The sequence below is a fragment of the Mycolicibacterium llatzerense genome, from assembly GCF_025331195.1.
Lineage (GTDB): Bacteria > Actinomycetota > Actinomycetes > Mycobacteriales > Mycobacteriaceae > Mycobacterium > Mycobacterium llatzerense.
Genome location: NZ_LXOV01000001.1, coordinates 1,560,346 through 1,576,106 on the forward strand (window position 1 = coordinate 1,560,346; position 15,761 = coordinate 1,576,106).

14 protein-coding genes and 1 tRNA gene are annotated in these 15,761 nt (G+C 66.9%); 10 read left to right on the forward strand and 5 right to left on the reverse strand.

Annotation, left to right across the window (positions count from 1 at the left end; all coding sequences use genetic code 11):
• Position 1: 1 nt before the first annotated feature.
• Entirely contained in the window at positions 2-616 is a 615-nt protein-coding gene (locus A7G45_RS07830) for a putative glycolipid-binding domain-containing protein (RefSeq protein ID WP_260935486.1), read from the forward strand.
• Here the strand turns inward: A7G45_RS07830 and A7G45_RS07835 are convergent.
• The gene (locus A7G45_RS07835; RefSeq protein ID WP_260938052.1) at positions 579-1,523 is read right to left on the reverse strand and encodes a prephenate dehydrogenase; all 945 of its coding nucleotides are present in this window, start codon (positions 1,521-1,523) and stop codon (positions 579-581) included. The two genes, A7G45_RS07830 and A7G45_RS07835, sit on opposite strands and share 38 nt — an antisense overlap.
• A 94-nt stretch (positions 1,524-1,617) precedes the next feature.
• Here A7G45_RS07835 and A7G45_RS07840 point away from each other — a divergent pair, with 94 nt between their 5' ends.
• The 3 genes from A7G45_RS07840 to A7G45_RS07850 all read left to right on the forward strand — a co-directional run bounded on the left by A7G45_RS07840 (position 1,618) and on the right by A7G45_RS07850 (position 2,764).
• A complete protein-coding gene (locus A7G45_RS07840; protein ID WP_260935488.1) occupies positions 1,618-2,136 on the forward strand; it encodes a tRNA adenosine deaminase-associated protein in 519 nt (172 codons plus the stop codon).
• Between the two features lie 20 nt (positions 2,137-2,156).
• Complete coding sequence (locus A7G45_RS07845) at positions 2,157-2,615, forward strand: nucleoside deaminase (protein ID WP_043402988.1); 459 nt, start codon at positions 2,157-2,159, stop codon at positions 2,613-2,615.
• A 58-nt stretch (positions 2,616-2,673) separates the two neighbouring features.
• Positions 2,674-2,764 (forward strand) — tRNA-Ser (locus A7G45_RS07850).
• Between the two features lie 350 nt (positions 2,765-3,114).
• Here the strand turns inward: A7G45_RS07850 and A7G45_RS07855 are convergent.
• Together A7G45_RS07855 and A7G45_RS07860 are read right to left on the reverse strand one after the other, a co-directional pair.
• Complete coding sequence (locus tag A7G45_RS07855) at positions 3,115-3,840, reverse strand: hypothetical protein (protein ID WP_071287528.1); 726 nt, start codon at positions 3,838-3,840, stop codon at positions 3,115-3,117.
• Between the two features lie 228 nt (positions 3,841-4,068).
• Positions 4,069-5,346, reverse strand: coding sequence for a PucR family transcriptional regulator (locus tag A7G45_RS07860; protein ID WP_260935490.1), 1,278 nt, complete (start codon positions 5,344-5,346; stop codon positions 4,069-4,071).
• Positions 5,347-5,451: 105 nt separating this feature from the next.
• Between A7G45_RS07860 and A7G45_RS07865 the strand changes: the two genes are divergently transcribed.
• Genes A7G45_RS07865 through A7G45_RS07875 form a run of 3 tightly spaced genes read left to right on the forward strand, consistent with a single transcriptional unit; the run spans position 5,452 to position 10,121 of the window.
• Positions 5,452-6,912, forward strand: a complete 1,461-nt coding sequence (locus A7G45_RS07865) for a class I adenylate-forming enzyme family protein (protein ID WP_260935491.1) — start codon at positions 5,452-5,454, stop codon at positions 6,910-6,912.
• A 27-nt stretch (positions 6,913-6,939) separates the two neighbouring features.
• A complete protein-coding gene (locus A7G45_RS07870; RefSeq protein WP_260935492.1) occupies positions 6,940-8,709 on the forward strand; it encodes a DUF3556 domain-containing protein in 1,770 nt (589 codons plus the stop codon).
• The gene (locus A7G45_RS07875) at positions 8,706-10,121 is read left to right on the forward strand and encodes a phytoene desaturase family protein (RefSeq protein ID WP_260935493.1); all 1,416 of its coding nucleotides are present in this window, start codon (positions 8,706-8,708) and stop codon (positions 10,119-10,121) included. Before A7G45_RS07870 ends, A7G45_RS07875 begins: the two co-directional genes overlap by 4 nt.
• Here A7G45_RS07875 and A7G45_RS07880 read toward each other — a convergent pair whose 3' ends face one another.
• Positions 10,122-10,880, reverse strand: a complete 759-nt coding sequence (locus A7G45_RS07880; protein ID WP_082067964.1) for a pirin family protein — start codon at positions 10,878-10,880, stop codon at positions 10,122-10,124.
• Between the two features lie 33 nt (positions 10,881-10,913).
• On the opposite strand from A7G45_RS07880, the gene A7G45_RS07885 reads away from it, so the two are divergent.
• The 3 genes from A7G45_RS07885 (at position 10,914) to A7G45_RS07895 (ending at position 14,220) form a co-directional block, all read left to right on the forward strand.
• On the forward strand, positions 10,914-11,852 hold the full coding sequence (locus A7G45_RS07885; RefSeq protein WP_260935494.1) for an extracellular catalytic domain type 1 short-chain-length polyhydroxyalkanoate depolymerase: 939 nt from the start codon (positions 10,914-10,916) through the stop codon (positions 11,850-11,852).
• Positions 11,853-11,986: 134 nt separating this feature from the next.
• Positions 11,987-12,877 carry a carbon-nitrogen hydrolase family protein gene (locus A7G45_RS07890; RefSeq protein ID WP_043402840.1) on the forward strand — a complete coding sequence of 297 codons (891 nt, stop codon included), beginning with the start codon at positions 11,987-11,989 and terminating at the stop codon, positions 12,875-12,877.
• Positions 12,874-14,220, forward strand: a complete 1,347-nt coding sequence (locus A7G45_RS07895) for an APC family permease (protein ID WP_260935495.1) — start codon at positions 12,874-12,876, stop codon at positions 14,218-14,220. The genes A7G45_RS07890 and A7G45_RS07895 overlap by 4 nt, the downstream gene beginning before the upstream one ends.
• On the opposite strand, the gene A7G45_RS07900 is transcribed toward A7G45_RS07895, so the two are convergent.
• Positions 14,171-15,676, reverse strand: coding sequence for an NAD(P)-binding protein (locus A7G45_RS07900; protein WP_260935496.1), 1,506 nt, complete (start codon positions 15,674-15,676; stop codon positions 14,171-14,173). The two genes, A7G45_RS07895 and A7G45_RS07900, sit on opposite strands and share 50 nt — an antisense overlap.
• Positions 15,677-15,761: the final 85 nt, after the last annotated feature.

Here is a 15,761-nt window from a genome sequence, read left to right on the forward strand (position 1 = left end):
GGTGAGCGCAGCCCAGTCCGATGCCAGCCCCGAAGCTGCAGAACCCGCCTGGCCGGCGATTCTGACCTGGCGCGCGCAGGATGTGTCGCGCATGGAGTCGGTCCGGGTCCAGTTGTCCGGCAACCGGATCAAGGCCTATGGCCGGATCGTCGCCGCTGCCACCGACATACATCCCGCGTTCAGCGCGTCCTATGACCTGGTGACCGACGAAAGCGGCGCGACCAAACGGCTGTCACTCACCGTCACCCTCGCGCAGCGCGAGCGGCAGCTGTCCATCGCCCGCGACGAAGAGAACATGTGGCTGGTGCAGGACCATCAGAACCAGACCCGCCGCGCCGCCTACAACGGAGCGCTGGACGTCGACGTCGTGTTCAGCCCGTTCTTCAATGCGCTGCCCATCCGGCGTACCGGGCTGCACAACCGCACGGCGTCGGTGTCCCTGCCCGTCGTCTACGTCCGGGTGCCGGATCTGACGGTCGAATCCGTGACCATCGGCTACACCAGCGCAGGTCCCGGCAACCCGATCAAGCTGGACTCGCCCGTCGCCGACACCTCCATCACCGTCGACGACGACGGCTTCATCCTCGGCTACCCCGGACTGGCAGAGCGGATCTGATCACCCCGCCGGCCCGGCCCTGCGCGGCGAGCTCTTCGCGCCAGCCGTCGGCCCCGATGGTCGTCGTCATGATCTGCGGCCGAGGGAAGTTGTCGTAGCGGACCCGGGCGGCATGGCCACCGTCGACCAGCTCAGCCACCGATTGGGCCTCGACGAGCGACGAGCGGGCCTGGCTCAGCAGCTCCATGGCCCGGTCCAGCATGACCGTCAGCTCGGCGGCGTTGGCCTCGCACATGGCCCGGACCAGGTCGGGTGCGGTGGCCGCGACGCGGGTGCCGTCCCGGAACGAGCCCGCGGCCAGCGCGAACGCCAGTGGCACCTCGCCGGCCGTCGTGGCCAGTGCCTCGGCGAGCAGATGCGGCAGGTGGGAGATCGCGGCGGCCGCCGCGTCGTGTTCGTCGGAGCGCGCCGGCACGATCACCGCGCGGCAGTCCAGCGCCAGATGCATCACCTGGGCCCAGACCTGTGGGTCGACGTGATCGTCCACGCTGATCACCCACGGCGCCCCGGCGAACAGATCGGCGGTGCCGGCCGTCCAGCCGGAATGCGCGGTGCCGGCCATCGGGTGCCCGCCGACGAATTTGTCGAGCAGGCCGTACTCCTGAACCTGTTGCAGCACATTGCCTTTGACGCTCACCACATCGGTGAGCGGGCAGTCCGCCGCGGTGTCGCGGATGTGCTCGAGCATGATCGGCAGCGCGGGCACCGGCACCGCCAGGACGATCAGCGCCTCGCTCAGCGCGGCACGTTTCAGGGCGGCAGTGAGATCCTCGGTCGCGTCGAAGCCGTCTGCCGTCGCAGACTTCACCGCATCGATCGAGCGGTTGTATCCGAAGACCTCGCGGCCCGCGGCCTGCCCGGCCCGCATCAGCGAACCGCCGATGAGGCCCAAACCCAGCACACACACCGGAGTTGTCACCTTCCAAGGTTTGCATACGGCCCAGGCCGGGTACATATGGGACCGCTGGTCAAGTTGCAGAGCGCGGACTAGCGTTGTCTGCATGGGAGTACAGCGCGCGCAGGCTCAGCAGCAGGTGGCCGATCTCCCCGACGGCTTCGGTGTCGCGGTCGTCCGGGAGGACGGCGCATGGCGTTGCGCGCCGCTGAAGCGCACGGCGCTGGTGGATCTGACTGCCGCCGAGACCGAACTTCGTGAACTCCGTTCTGCCGGTGCGGTTTTCGGCCTGCTGAACGTCGACGACGAGTTCTTCGTGATCGTCCGCCCGGCTCCCTCCGGCGCCCGGCTGCTGCTGTCGGATGCCACTGCGGCGCTGGACTACGACATCGCGGCCGACGTGCTGGAGAAACTCGACGCCGACCTGAGCCTGGAAGAGCTCGAAGAGGACGACCCGTTCGAGGAAGGCGACCTCGGGCTGTTGGCCGACCTGGGCCTGCCCGAGGCGGTGCTCGGTGTGATCCTCGCCGACGACGAATACGCCGACGAACAACTGAGCCGCATCGCCCAGGAGATGGGCTTCAACGATGAACTCGTGGCGGTATTGGACAAGCTGGGGCGGTGAGCGCAGCCGACTGCAATCCGATTGTCAGTTCCGCTGATGAACGGCTGATCCGGCTGGCGCTGGAAGCCGCCGAACTGGCCGGGGCCGACGACGTGCCGATCGGTGCGGTGGTCTTCTCGGCAGACGGGGTAGAGCTGGCCCGGGCGGCCAATGCCCGTGAATCGCTGGGGGACCCGACCGCACACGCGGAAATCCTGGCGCTGCGGGCGGCTGCCGCGGTGCACGGCGACGGCTGGCGGCTGGAAGGCGCGACCCTGGCGGTCACCGTCGAGCCGTGCACCATGTGCGCCGGCGCGCTGGTGATGTCCCGCGTGGCGCGGGTGGTGTTCGGGGCCTGGGAGCCCAAGACCGGCGCCGTCGGCTCGCTGTGGGATGTCGTCCGGGACCGCCGGCTGACGCACCGGCCGGAGGTCCGCGGCGGGGTCCTCGAGACCGAGTGCGCGGCGCTGATGGAGCAGTTCTTCGCCCGCCAGCGGTAGGACCGCTGGTCAGAGCCCGATTAGGGCAAGGCAGCCTGCGGCCGGTAAGCTGCCACACGGTGGCGTGTCCGAGCGGCCTAAGGAGCACGCCTCGAAAGCGTGTGTGGGGTAACCCCCCACCGAGGGTTCAAATCCCTCCGCCACCGCCATGAGCCCCTCACCTGTCACCGCAGGTGAGGGGCTTTTTTGCGACTGTGGTCGGCCTCGGGTTTCGCGGCCGCCGGCCGAGCTCCCGGAATCCTGTTGGGAAAGTACGTGAGTGCAATCGTGGATGCGATTTGCCGATGGTTATTGCGCCCAGGGACCTCTGACGCCCGGAAAAGGTACCTGAGTTCAGTCACGGTAACTTCGCGCGCTTGGTGATTGACGCGACGGATTTCCGCCATTGCGGCCGGCGGGGGTGGCATCCACTGCACCACGCAGCAGGAACCCGCCCGCTGATCGCCGAAACACAAAGGCCAGACACCCCAGCGGGGTGCCTGGCCGTTGTGATCACGGATTAGCGGCCGAAGGTGAAGGCCGATCCGCTGTTGAAGTTGGAGCCGCCGACCGGGGTCGCAACGCCGGCACCGGAGTTGGTGCTGGTGCTCGCGCCGTCGGGGCCGATCTCGCTCGAGCCACCGGTGTTGAAGCCGCTGCCGCCGACCGGGGTGTTGACGGCTGCGCCGCCACCGGCACCGCCACCGACGGTGGGGATGAAGTTGGCCGGGGTGGGCATCGCGAACTCGTTCGAGGCGCCGGCGTTGAAGCCGCTGCCGCCGACCGGGGTGTTCACGCCCGCGCCGCCACCGGCGTTGACGCCGCCGTCGAAGGTCGGGAAGAAGTCAACCGGGTTGGGCAGGTTGAAGTCGGTGGCCGCACCGGTGTTGAAGCTGCTGCCGCCGATCGGGGTATTGACCGCGGCTCCGGTGTTCGTGTCGAAGCCCGCGCCGCCGAAACCGGCTTCGGTGCCCGTGGCGGTGTTGAACTCGCCGCCGCCGAGCGGGGTGTTCATGCCTGCGCCACCGCCGGCATTGCTGGAGGCGTCGAAGGGGTGCCAGAACGGGTTCTCCACGTTGAAGCCTGCTCCGCCATCTGCGTTGCCACTGCCGACCGGGGTCGCGACCGCGGCGCCGGTCTCGCCGGAAACCTCGTCGTCGGCCCATGCCGGGGCGGCGACGGCAAGCGGGATCAGCGCGAGGGCCGATGCCGCAGCAAATCCGACCAAACGTCCTGTGTTGCGCATTAGTGAAACTCCAATCGTGGTTCTCTCGCGTATGGCCGGTGGACCCTACTAGGTCGTACTCGGTTCATCCGACCACTACCCTGATATCGCCGGCCTCGGCGTATCCGTTACAGCAGTGAACCAGCTGGTTAACACATAGCTATTTGCTAATGGTCTCGATACGGTCACTGAACCTGTGAATATGCTGGACATCATCGGTTGGGTTCGTATTCGCTGCCAGGAGTTCCGCTACTCATCCTTCAGGACTGCCGCTTCGTACCAGTGGCACAGCAGCAGCGCCATCTCGACGTCCAGCCGGTCGTCGCCGAGCGGCCGCCCGCGGCGTTCGAGTGCCCGCCCGACGCGGTACTTGACGGTGTTGAAATGCACCACCAGCTCGTCGGCTGCAGCAGTGTAGCTACCGCCGTGGCCTAGAAACACGCGGAGGGTCTCCCGTAAGCGGGCGTCGTTGGTGCCGGACCCGGCCAGCGGCCCGAGGACCGCGTGGACGAACTCGCGGGCGTTGTCCTGGTTCTCGCCCATCAACGCCGCGGCGGCGAAGCCTGTCGCGTCGGCCGCGGTGACGCCCGTCAGGTTGGCGGTCACCGCGACGCCGTGTGCGCGAAGGGCCTGCCGGTGCGACTGCCGGAAGCCCTCGACGCTGGGTAGCGGAGTGCCCACGGCGACGGCGGGGGCGCCCGGATGGGTTTCCGTGAACTGCTTCAGTTGTGCGGACGCGCCGGGCACGGTGGCGCCGGACAGTGGCAGCCAGCCCCAGCCGGTCCGTTGGTCAGCGGCCAGGAACAGCGGACTGCCTTGCGTACCAACATGATCGGCGGCTGCCCGGAGGAACTGTTCGAGCTTGGCCAGCGCATCGTCGTGGGCGATAGCACGGCCCGCTGACTGCCTGTCTTCTCCGGGCCACCACAGCACCACGGCCAGATGCTGACGGCGCATCGGATAGCGGATCGCGGCGGTCACGGCTTCGGGGTCGGAGTCGTTGCCGGACAACACTTCCCGCACCCGGAGTGCTTGGGTGCTGTTGCGGTTGGCGAGCCAGCGGTCGCGCTCGTCCTCGTAAACCCCGACGACCTCCTGCGAGATCCAGTCGATGTAGCGGAACGTCACCGACGTTATCCGCTCGAAGATGGCCAGCCTGGTCTGCGGCGCGAAGTCTGCATTGTTGATCTCCTCGGCGCAGACGTCGAGCGCCATCGCGTGGCCGATCCGGTAGGCCCGAACCAATGCGTTCATCGGTACCCCGCGCTGCGCGAGCCGGCGGGCGTACTCCAGGGCGGCCGTCGGCGCTTCGATGTTGTCCAGAGATATGTCGTGGCGGAGGGCATGGAAGATGGTGTTGATATTGCCCGCAACGCTGGCGCCGAGCAGCTCGATGATCTCGGGATCGCCACGGAGTTCGGTGATATCGCTGGCCAGGCGGTTCCCGACGGCGCGGGAAACCTCATCCTGGCGGGCGATCAGACGCGTCATGACGGTGGTGTTGGCCTCGCTGACCGCCGGATCCATGCGCCGACTGTAGAGCGAAAATTTGTGTCGAGCGTACAAATCATCCGAGAAAGTTGATCGGCGCACGACGGAGTGGTGCACACCACAAACTCCTACCTTTATGACATGAACCTCGCCACCCTGCCCGACCGTCGCGCTGCTGCGGCACCCAACGCCCCGGCCGTCGCCGACGACCACACCGACTTCGACAACGCCGCATTCCTCGACGCCGTCCAGCGCGCCGCCGGGGCGCTGCACCAGCGCGGTGTCCGCGCCGGTGACGTCGTCGGCATCATGCTCCCGAACCGCGTGGCCTTCGTGGTGGCGCTGTTCGCCACCTGGCGGCTCGGCGCCGTCGCGACTCCCATCAGTCCGACCCTGGTGCCCGCCGAGGTCGCCTACCAGGTGGCTGACGCCGGGGCCGTCGTGCTCGTCGTCGACCGTGACGTCGATTCCGACATCACCGTGCTGCATGTCGATGATCTGGGTGGCGAGCCCCGGACCGACGCGCCGGTGGTCGGCAACGACGACGACCTGGCCCTGCTGATCTACACCAGCGGCACGACCGGCCGGCCCAAGGGCGTCATGCTCGACAACTCGAACCTGAACGCCATGTGCGCCATGGTGATCGAAGGTTTCGAGTTGACCGACGCCGATCACAGCCTGCTCATCCTGCCGCTGTTCCACGTGAACGGCATCGTGGTCAGCGTGCTGTCGCCGCTGCTCGCCGGCGGCCGGACCACCATTGCCGGCCGGTTCAATCCCGCGACCTTCTTCGAGCGCCTGGAATCCAGCCGCGCCACCTACTTCTCCGCGGTGCCAACCATTTACACCATGCTGCTGGGCCTGCCGGCGGAGGTGCGGCCCGATACGTCCGCGGTGCGGTTCGCCGTGTGCGGGGCGGCGCCGGCCAGCGTCGAGCTGCTCGACGGATTCGAAAAGCGTTACGGCATAGGCCTGGTCGAGGGCTACGGACTGTCCGAGGGATCGTGCGCCAGTACGGGCAACCCGCTGGGCGGGCCGCGCAAGGTCGGCACCGTCGGAATCCCGTTGCCAGGTCAGGAGATTCGTATCGTCGACGTCGCCGGTGCCGAAGTCCCGCAGGGCGAACTCGGCGAGGTGGTCATCAAGGGCCCCAACGTGATGCGCGGGTACCTGAATCGCCCCGAGGAGACCGAGAAGACCTTGAAGGACGGCTGGCTGCACACCGGCGACGTCGGCCGGTTCGACGAGGACGGCTACCTGGTGCTGGTCGACCGGGCCAAGGACATGATCATCCGCGGCGGCGAGAACATCTACCCCAAGGAGATCGAGACCGTCGTGCACCAGCTGGCAGGGGTCGCCGAGGCCGCGGTGGTCGGACGGGCCAGCGGACTCTACGGCGAAGAGCCGGTGCTGTTCGTCTCCGCACATCCTGGCGTCGAACTCGACGTCGACAACATCGCCGCGCACCTGACGGCGTCGCTGTCGAAATACAAACTGCCCGTGGACATCACCGTTCTGTCGGCACTGCCGAAGAACCCCGTCGGCAAGATCGACAAGCCGTCGCTGCGCAAAACCCTCACCACCACCGATCCGCGAATCTAGCCTGATACCAGCAAAGGAGCTCACCTCATGGGATTCATCGAACCGACCTTGCCGAAGGTCGACCTGGAAGAGTTTCTCCGGATGCCGCTGCGGGAACGGCTGCGGATCATGTGTCTGAAATGGGTGGACGACGGATACGGTGCGCCGCGCATGATCCACGTCCTGTACATCGTCAAACTCGTGTTCTTCTACGCCCTGGGCGGCGTCGTGATCGCCACCGCGACGTCGCACCTGCCGGCCTTCTGGCACGTGTCGGAATGGTGGAACCAGCCCATCGTCTACCAGAAGGTGATCCTGTGGACCGTCCTGCTGGAACTCGTCGGGTTCGCGGGCTCCTGGGGTCCGCTGGCCGGCAAGACCAAGCCGATGACGGGCGGGTTCCGATTCTGGGCCAAGCCCAACACCATTCGGCTGCGGCCGTGGAAGGCAGTGCCGTTCACGAACGGCGACCGGCGCACTTGGTTCGACATCATCGTGTACCTGGCGCTGATGGCCACCGTGCTCGTCGCGATGATGCTGCCCGGCGTGCCCAGCGAGTCACTGTCGAAAGCGTTGCCGGACAACACCTCCGGACTGGTCGACCCGGCCCTGTTCGTCGCGCCGATCATCCTGTTCATTCTCATCGGACTGCGGGACAAGACGATCTTCCTGGCCGGCCGCGGTGAGCAGTACCTGCCCGCGCTGATCTTCTTTTCCGCGCTGCCGTTCGTCAACATGATCATCGCCGGCAAGCTGCTGATCGGCACGGTGTGGTTCTGGGCCGGTGTCTCGAAGTTCGGCCTGCACTTCACCAACGTCATTCCGCCGATGGTGAGCAACAGCCCCGCGATCCCGTTCAAGTGGCTCAAGCGGGCGCACTACCGCAACTTCCCCGAGGACCTGCGTCCGTCGCATCTGGCGACCTTCATGGCGCACGGCCCGGGCAGCATCGTGGAGATCGCCGCGCCGCTGGCCCTGCTGTTCTCGCCGTGGCCATGGCTGTCGATCGTTGCCGCCGCCATCATGGTCAGCTTCCACCTGTTCATCATCTCGACGTTCCCGCTGGCGGTGCCGGTGGAATGGAACGTGCTGTTCGCCTACGCCACGATCTTCCTGTTCCTGGGCTTCCCGAACAGGGACGGCTACGCGGTGTGGGACATGAACCCGGGGTGGCTCGCCATCGTGCTGGCCGCGGCCTTGTCGTTCTTCCCGATCCTGGGCAACCTGCGACCCGACCTGGTGTCGTTCCTGCCGGCGATGCGCCAGTACGCCGGCAACTGGGCCTCAGCGGTGTGGACCTTCACGCCCGGCGCCGAACAGAAGCTGAACCGGGTCACCCGGTCATCGCCCAACTCTGCTGATCAGTACGTCGACTTCGGGTGGGACCCGATCACCGCCGAGGTGTTCACCCAGCAGGTGACGGCATGGCGGGCCATGCACAGCCAAGGCCGCGGCCTGTATTCGGTGCTGCTGAAGTGCCTGCCCGACATCGACACTCGCGTGGTCCGGGAAGGCGAGATGTCGTGCAACACCATCATCGGCTTCAACTTCGGCGACGGGCACCTGCACAATGAAGACCTGATTCGGGCTATCCAGTCCGAGGCGCAGTTCGAGCCGGGCGAGTTCGTCATCGCCTGGGTGGAATCGCAGCCGATCCACAAGATGACTCAGGAGTACAAGGTGATCGACGCGGCCCTCGGTGTGATCGAGCGCGGTACCTGGAACGTGAAGGACCTGGTCGACGAGCAGCCGTGGCTGCCCAACGGGCCGATCCCGCTCAACGTCACCTGGCAGCGTGCCGGAGTCCTCCAGCAATGAGTACCGCGGTTGTGGTCGGCGCCGGGCCCAACGGGCTCGCCGCCGCCATCACCTTGGCTGCCAAGGGGATCGACGTCACGGTGCTGGAGGCCACCGACCGGATCGGCGGCGGCGTCCGCTCCAGCGAGTACGTCCTGCCGGGCCTGGTGTTCGACGATTGTGCCGCCATCCACGTGATGCCTGCCGGTTCCCGGTTCATCAAGGACCTCGGGCTGGACCGCTATGGCCTGCAGTGGAAGTGGACCGAGATCGATTGCGTCCACCCGCTCGACGACGGCACCGCCGGGGCGCTCTACCGATCGGTCGAGACCACGGCCGACGGGCTCGGGGTCGACGGGTCGCGGTGGCAGCTGCTGTTCGGTGGACCGTCGCGCCGGTTCGACGAGCTGTCCGAGGACATCATGGGCCCGCTGCTCCGGGTGCCGCGGCACCCGTTGGGGCTGGCCAGGTTCGGGGCGCCGACGGTGCTGCCCGCGGCAGCACTGGCCCGGGTCTTCCGCACGCCACAGGCCCGTGCGCTCTTCGGAGGCGTTGCCGCCCATACCTTTCAGCCGCTGCACCACCCGCTCACCTCGGCGATCGGTCTGGGCATCATCACCGCCGGGCACGCCAACGGCTGGCCGGTGGCGGCCGGGGGATCGCAGGCGATCACCAACGCGTTCGAAGCCGTGCTGACCGAACTCGGCGGCAAGATCGAGACGGGCGTGCGGGTCACCTCCGCGTCGCAGTTGCCGCCCGCCGACATCACTGTCTTCGATCTGTCGCCCACCGCCATCGCCGGGATCCTCGGCGACCGGTTGCCCACGCGGGTGCGCCGCGCCTTCGACCGATTCCGATACGGCCCAGGCGCTTTCAAGGTCGACTTCGCCGTCGAGGGTGATGTGCCGTGGACCAACGCGGCAGCCCGTCAAGCCGGCACCGTCCACCTGGGTGGTGATTTCGCCGAGATCGCCGCGACGGAACGGGACATCCACGCGGGCCGGATGCCGCAGCGTCCGTTTGTGCTGGCGTTCCAGCAGTATCTGGCCGATCCGGGGCGTTCCGTCGGTACGGTCAACCCCGTCTCCGCGTACGCGCATGTGCCGAACGGCTACAGCGGCGACGCCGCCGAGGCGATCATCACGCAGATCGAGCGCTTCGCTCCCGGATTCCGTGAGCGCATCGTCGGGCAGGCCGTGCGGTCCACCACCGAGATGTCGGTCTACAACACCAATTACGTCGGCGGCGACATCAACACCGGTGCCAAGGACATCCGTCAGCTGACCTTCGGTCCGCGAACCACGTTGTCGCCGTACACCATCGGTGTCCCGGGAATGTACATCTGCTCGGCGGCCACCCCGCCGGGACCGGGTGGGCACGGCATGTGCGGCGCCAACGCCGCCGCCGTCGCACTGGCCCGGTTGGGGCGGTAGCTACACGTTCACCGCAATGGTGTGCATCTCCCAGACCAGCAGCTCGGCACCCGCGTCGGCCGCGGTGATGCGTTGTCCACCAGTTGCGGTGAGCCGCACGGCATCACCGGTATGGAGCGGACCGGAGCCTTCGAATTCGGCCTGCCCGCGGGTGACGAAGACGTGGCCGTACGGCGCGTCGGGTACCTCGATCCCGCTGCCGGCATCCAGCCGGGCGACATGCAGGGTGGCGTAGCTGTTGCCGAACGTGATCGCCGCATCGTCGCGGTATTTGCGCATACCCGAGGCCATCGGGATGAGGGCGTTGCCGGCGAGCTCGGTGCCGATATCGGATTCCTGATAACTCGGTGCGCCACCGAGTTCATCGGGCGGAATCCACATCTGGACAACCCGCAACGGCTGACGTTCCTGGCGCCCCGCGCCGTTGCGCTCAGAATGCCGGATACCGGTGCCGGCGCTCATCCGCTGAGCCAGTCCCGGGTAGATGACGCTCTCGTTGCCCAGCGAATCCTTGTGCACCAGTGAGCCTTCCAGCACCCAGGTGATGATCTCCATATCCCGGTGGTCGTGCGTGTCGAAGCCTTCACCGCCGTTGACGGTGTCCTCGTTGTTGATCATCAGCAGGCCGTGGGCATTGGCCGCCAGATCGAAGTTGCCGGTCGCCGGAAACGACTGCCACGATTCCAGCCACTCGTTCCGCCAGTGCCAGCGCTCAGCAGCGCGGATGACGCGGACGGGCGTGGCTGTCGCTTGGTTCACCGCTCAATTCTGGCAGGGGTGCACCATGGGAGCATGATCCGTTCGTCACTGCGGGTATCGATGGCTGTGCTGGTGGCCGCTGCGCTGCCGGCGCTGGCAGGTTGCGGCGGGCATCGGGCGGCCGGTGCGCCGACGAACGGCATCCCGGTGGGACGGTCCGACCAGTCGGTGCAGGCCGGCGGACTGAACCGCACTTTCCATCTCTACCGGCCCGACGGGCTCAGTGGCCCAGCGCCGATGGTGATCATGCTGCACGGCGGCTACGGCGACGGTGCGCAGGCCGAACGGGCCTACAACTGGGACGGCCAGGCCGACGGTGGTCGCTTCGTCGTCGCCTATCCCGACGGCCTGGATCGCGCCTGGAACGCCGGAACCTGTTGTGGTATGCCGAAGAATCGTGATGTCGACGACGTCGGTTTCATCACCGCGATGGTCGCCGCGATCGAAGCGCAGATGTCTGTCGACCCGGCCCGCGTCTATGTCACCGGGATGTCCAACGGCGCCATGATGGCGCTGCGCCTCGGCTGCCAGACGGACCTGTTCGCCGCCGTCGCCCCGGTCGCCGGGACGCTGTTGACCGATTGTTCGCACGCCGCGCCGACATCGGTGCTGCAGATCCACGGCACCGCGGACGATCGCGTCCCCTTCGACGGCGGACCGGGCAAGGCCAAGACACTGTCCGGCGCACCGAATGTCGACGGACCGTCGGTACCTGTGGTGAATGCGACGTGGCGCGGTATCGATGGGTGCGGGACGCCGACGGCATCCACTGTCGGCGCGGTGACCACCCAGACGGCAGACTGCCCCGGCGGGCGCACCGTCGAACTCGTCAGCGTCGCCGGTGCCGGCCATCAGTGGCCAGGTGGGGTCCCGAGCCCGCTGGCGCAACGGTTGGGTGACCTACCGCCGCCGTCGACCGCACTGAACGCGACCGACACCATCTGGCAGTTCTTCGCGGCGCACCATCGCTGAAACCTGACCGGCACAGTTGCCGCCGAAGATGTACAGAATGTCGACAAGCTCCACTGAAAATCCCCGGATTGTCCGATGCTGGCGCGTGTGTCCTGGCGCACACTGGGGCCTCCAGAGACTTGCTGAGGGGTGAGATGAGTCGACAGTGGCGGGTTGCCCTGGTCCAGGCCAGCCCATTGCGGGGTGACGATCCGGTGGCCGAGATGGCAGCCGAGCTCGGTGCGATCCTCGCCGAGCACCCCGAAACGCAGATGGTGGTGTTCCCCGAGATTCACCTGCTGGGTGCGAGCGACGACGAGGACGACCTCCGCACCTATTTCGACACCGTCGCCGAGCCACTCACCGGACCGCTCGTGCAGGCGCTCGGCGCCATGGCCGCAGACTCCGGCGTCTGGCTGGTGCCCGGCTCGATCGCCGAGCGCGGCGAGGACGGCCGGGTGTACAACACCGCTGTCGTCTTCGATCCCGACGGTCGTCTGGTCTCGTCGTACCGCAAGGTGTTCCCGTGGCGCCCGTACGAGCCGTGGGCGTCAGGCGCCGGTTTCACGGCCTTCGACGTGCCCGGTGTCGGCCGGATGGGCGTCAACATCTGTTACGACAGCTGGTTTCCCGAGGCGACCCGGCAGATCGCGTGGCTCGGCGCCGAGGTCGTGTTCAACATCGTCAAGACGACCTCCGACGACCGCGAGCAGGAGCTCGTCCTGGCCCGCGCCAACGCGATCACGAACCAGGTCTACTACCTCAGCGTCAACGCTGCCGGGCCCCTCGGGCGGGGGCAGAGCATCTACGTCGGGCCGGAGGGCGAGGTGCTCGCTCAGGTGGCACACGCCGAGCCGGAGGTCACGCACCTGGCGATCGACCTCGACCGGGTGACCGCGGTACGGACCCACGGCACCGCCGGGGTCAATCGGGTGTGGGAGCAGTTGTACGCGGACGACGACCCGATCGAGCTGCCCGCCTACGGGGGCCAACTGAGCCACCAGCGGTGGCAGCCCCAGCACGTCAACCTCGAAGGACGCTCATGACCGAAAACGCCCGGCAGTCCGGCGAGGCCGGCCACCTCAACGCCACCCTCGGCTTGGGCGGAGTGACGCTGTTCGGCCTCGCCTATATGGCGCCGATCATCGTGCTGGGCATCTTCGGCGTCATCGCCGAGGCGTCCGCGGGCGCCAGCGCCGGCTCGTATCTCCTGGCCACCGTGGCCATGCTGTTCACGGCCGCGAGCTACGCGAAGATGTCGGTCCACTATCCGGTCGCGGGATCGTCGTACACCTATGTCCGTAAAGCTTTGGATTCGCGACTCGGATTCCTCGTCGGCTGGACGATTCTGCTCGACTACTTGTTCCTGCCGTTGGTGATCTGGTTGATCGGCGCCGCGTACCTCACAGGTGAGTTTCCGTCGGTACCCGCGTGGGTCTGGATCGTGCTGTTCATCGTCGTGACGACCGCCCTGAACATCCTCGGGCTGAAGGTGGCCGACAAAGCCAACCTGATCCTGATGGTCTTGCAGTTCCTGGTGATCGCCCTGTTTGTCGGGTTCGCGGTGGCGTACATGGTGTCTCACCACGGCAGTGGCTCGCTGTTGTCCGTCACGCCGATCACCGGCAGCGGCGGCTTCTCGGCGATCGCCGCGGGTGCGGCCATCGCGGCGTACTCCTTTCTCGGGTTCGACGCGGTCAGCACGCTCACGGAGGACACCAAGAATCCGCAGCGCAACATCCCGCGCGCGATCATGCTCGTCGCGCTCATCGGTGGGGTGGTCTTCGTGGCGGTGGCCTACACCCTGACGCTGGTACAGCCAGGCGGCACGTTCGCGAACGCCGACTCGCTGGCCGCGGACACGGCCAGGACCATCGGCGGGGCGTTGTTCGCGGCGTTCTTCGTGGCCGGCCTGATCATCGGTCAGTTCACCTCGGGCCTGGCAGCGCAGGCCAGCGTGTCCCGGTTGCTCTACGCCATGGGCCGGGACTCGGTGTTGCCCAAGAAGTTCTTCGGCCGGGTGTCGCCCCGGTTCTTCACGCCCGTCTTCAACATCGTGCTGTGCGGGTTGATCGGGTTGGGTGCGGTGTTCCTCAGCGTCGCCACGTCGACGTCGTTCATCAACTTCGGCGCGTTCACTGCCTTCACCCTGGTGAATCTGTCGGTGATCGGCTACTACGTCCGGCATCGCCACGAACAACGGCTGAATCCGTTGACGTACCTGGTGATCCCGCTGATCGGCGCGGTCGTGGACGTCTACCTGCTCACCAAACTCGGCAGTGCCGCACTGACCCTCGGGGTCATCTGGATGTTGATCGGCGTGGGGTATCTCCTGGCCCTCACCCGTGGTCTGCGCGTTCCGCCACCGGAGTTGTCACTGGCCGAGTAGACATGCCCGGCTGGCGCAGGGGAGCGCAGTGGACGTCGAAGCGTTGCGCGATGGTGTCCAGGGTGCGTTGCAGGTGGGGGCGCCGGCGCCGGTGGGTGGCCAGGAACTGGGCCATCCCGACGGCTTGGCGGGGCAGCGGATACCAGCGCGCGATGTCCACGCCGCAGTCGCGAAAAATGCTGAGGGGCAGGGTATCTGAGATGAGACCGAGGTTGTGTACGGCCAGCGTCATCACGGTGTGGGGGAAAACCTTGTTGCACTTGCGGCGCAACTCGATCATGTCGAGCTCATACAGCGGCACCTCGGTGAGCTGATCGGTGAACATCAGATGCGGCAGGAAGTAGCCCATGAACGTCGTCAGGTGCAGGGTCGCCGCTCGGCTGTTCAGCGACAGCACCCGGCCGCTCGGCGAGGTGTAGGGCTCATACGGTTGTGGGTGCTTGAGCAGATACCCGGTGCAGTTGACGATCCAGCTCTCCGGGTCGATCTCCCGGACCCCGCCACTGCGCAGCTGAATCTCGGTGTGCCCATCGCGATCGACGGCATCCACGAAATGGTCCATCACGACATCGTTCAAGCCGGCCGCGATGGCGTCTCTCTCGGCCGTCGACAGGAGGCCGAGCAGGAAGTTGTCGGTGCCGGGCGTCAGCCAGATGGCGTACCGCTCGAGCCAGCGGCGGCTCACCTCGTCCTCGTTGGTGCCGTCGAACAGCTGGGTCACGTCGTTGGCGACGGCGTTGAATGTCGTTCCACTCCACCATCTTTGGGCGCCGGTGGGGAACAGCCGGTCGCGGTGCGCGAAGTAGGTTCCCGAGCCGGCCAGCAGATTCACCTCGCGTCCAGGGTGGCGAGAGATCAACGCGTACACGGTGTCCATCGCGGTCTTGCCGCTGCCGATCACCCATACCGGAGCGTCGCTGTCGTCGATGGAACCACTGCGCATGTCGCAGTAGTTCGGCGACACCGAACGGGCGGTGGTGCTGGACACCGGCAGCGGATCGTTCGGTTCGACGTCGGAGGCGATGGCCTTGATCAGACGCTTGGCCTCGACGACCAGGCTGCGCCCGTCGTCCGACACGCACTGCACCCGGACGACGCCATCGACCTCGGTGTCGGATTGCAGTGTCCAGCCGTAGAATTCGTCGACCGTGATGCGCTGCCGCAGCACGTCGAGGCAATGGTCGAAATGCGCCAGCACCTCGTGCTTGGTGGCCAGATGGGAGGGCTCGGCGTCCAGCGTCCAGCCGATGTTCCCGGCGGTGAAGAACGGGTGCGGCTGATGCAGCCGCACGTAGTCGTAGGTGTCGACCCACATGCCGCCCACTCGGTGCCGCCGGTCCAGCAGGATGACCCGCTGGCCCGGCGACAAGTACTGGGACGTCGTGAAGAGGGCATTCAGCCCGGCGATACCCGCACCGACGATGCAGACCTCGCAGCGTTCGACCGTGGCGCTCACCGGTTCACTCCCGTGGTGGTGATGAACATGGGGACCTCCTTGTCCTTGCCATGACGATCCGGCATCGGGCTCGGGAGTACATCAG

Excerpts from the sequence above, each read along its gene's own strand:
- A7G45_RS07840 (WP_260935488.1), top strand. The coding sequence starts at position 1,618 with ATGGGAGTACAGCGCGCGCAGGCTCAGCAGCAGGTGGCCGATCTCCCC.
- A7G45_RS07855 (WP_071287528.1), bottom strand. The coding sequence starts at position 3,840 with ATGCGCAACACAGGACGTTTGGTCGGATTTGCTGCGGCATCGGCCCTC.
- A7G45_RS07860 (WP_260935490.1), bottom strand. The coding sequence starts at position 5,346 with ATGGATCCGGCGGTCAGCGAGGCCAACACCACCGTCATGACGCGTCTG.
- A7G45_RS07865 (WP_260935491.1), top strand. The coding sequence starts at position 5,452 with ATGAACCTCGCCACCCTGCCCGACCGTCGCGCTGCTGCGGCACCCAAC.
- A7G45_RS07870 (WP_260935492.1), top strand. The coding sequence starts at position 6,940 with ATGGGATTCATCGAACCGACCTTGCCGAAGGTCGACCTGGAAGAGTTT.
- A7G45_RS07875 (WP_260935493.1), top strand. The coding sequence starts at position 8,706 with ATGAGTACCGCGGTTGTGGTCGGCGCCGGGCCCAACGGGCTCGCCGCC.
- A7G45_RS07885 (WP_260935494.1), top strand. The coding sequence starts at position 10,914 with ATGATCCGTTCGTCACTGCGGGTATCGATGGCTGTGCTGGTGGCCGCT.
- A7G45_RS07890 (WP_043402840.1), top strand. The coding sequence starts at position 11,987 with ATGAGTCGACAGTGGCGGGTTGCCCTGGTCCAGGCCAGCCCATTGCGG.
- A7G45_RS07895 (WP_260935495.1), top strand. The coding sequence starts at position 12,874 with ATGACCGAAAACGCCCGGCAGTCCGGCGAGGCCGGCCACCTCAACGCC.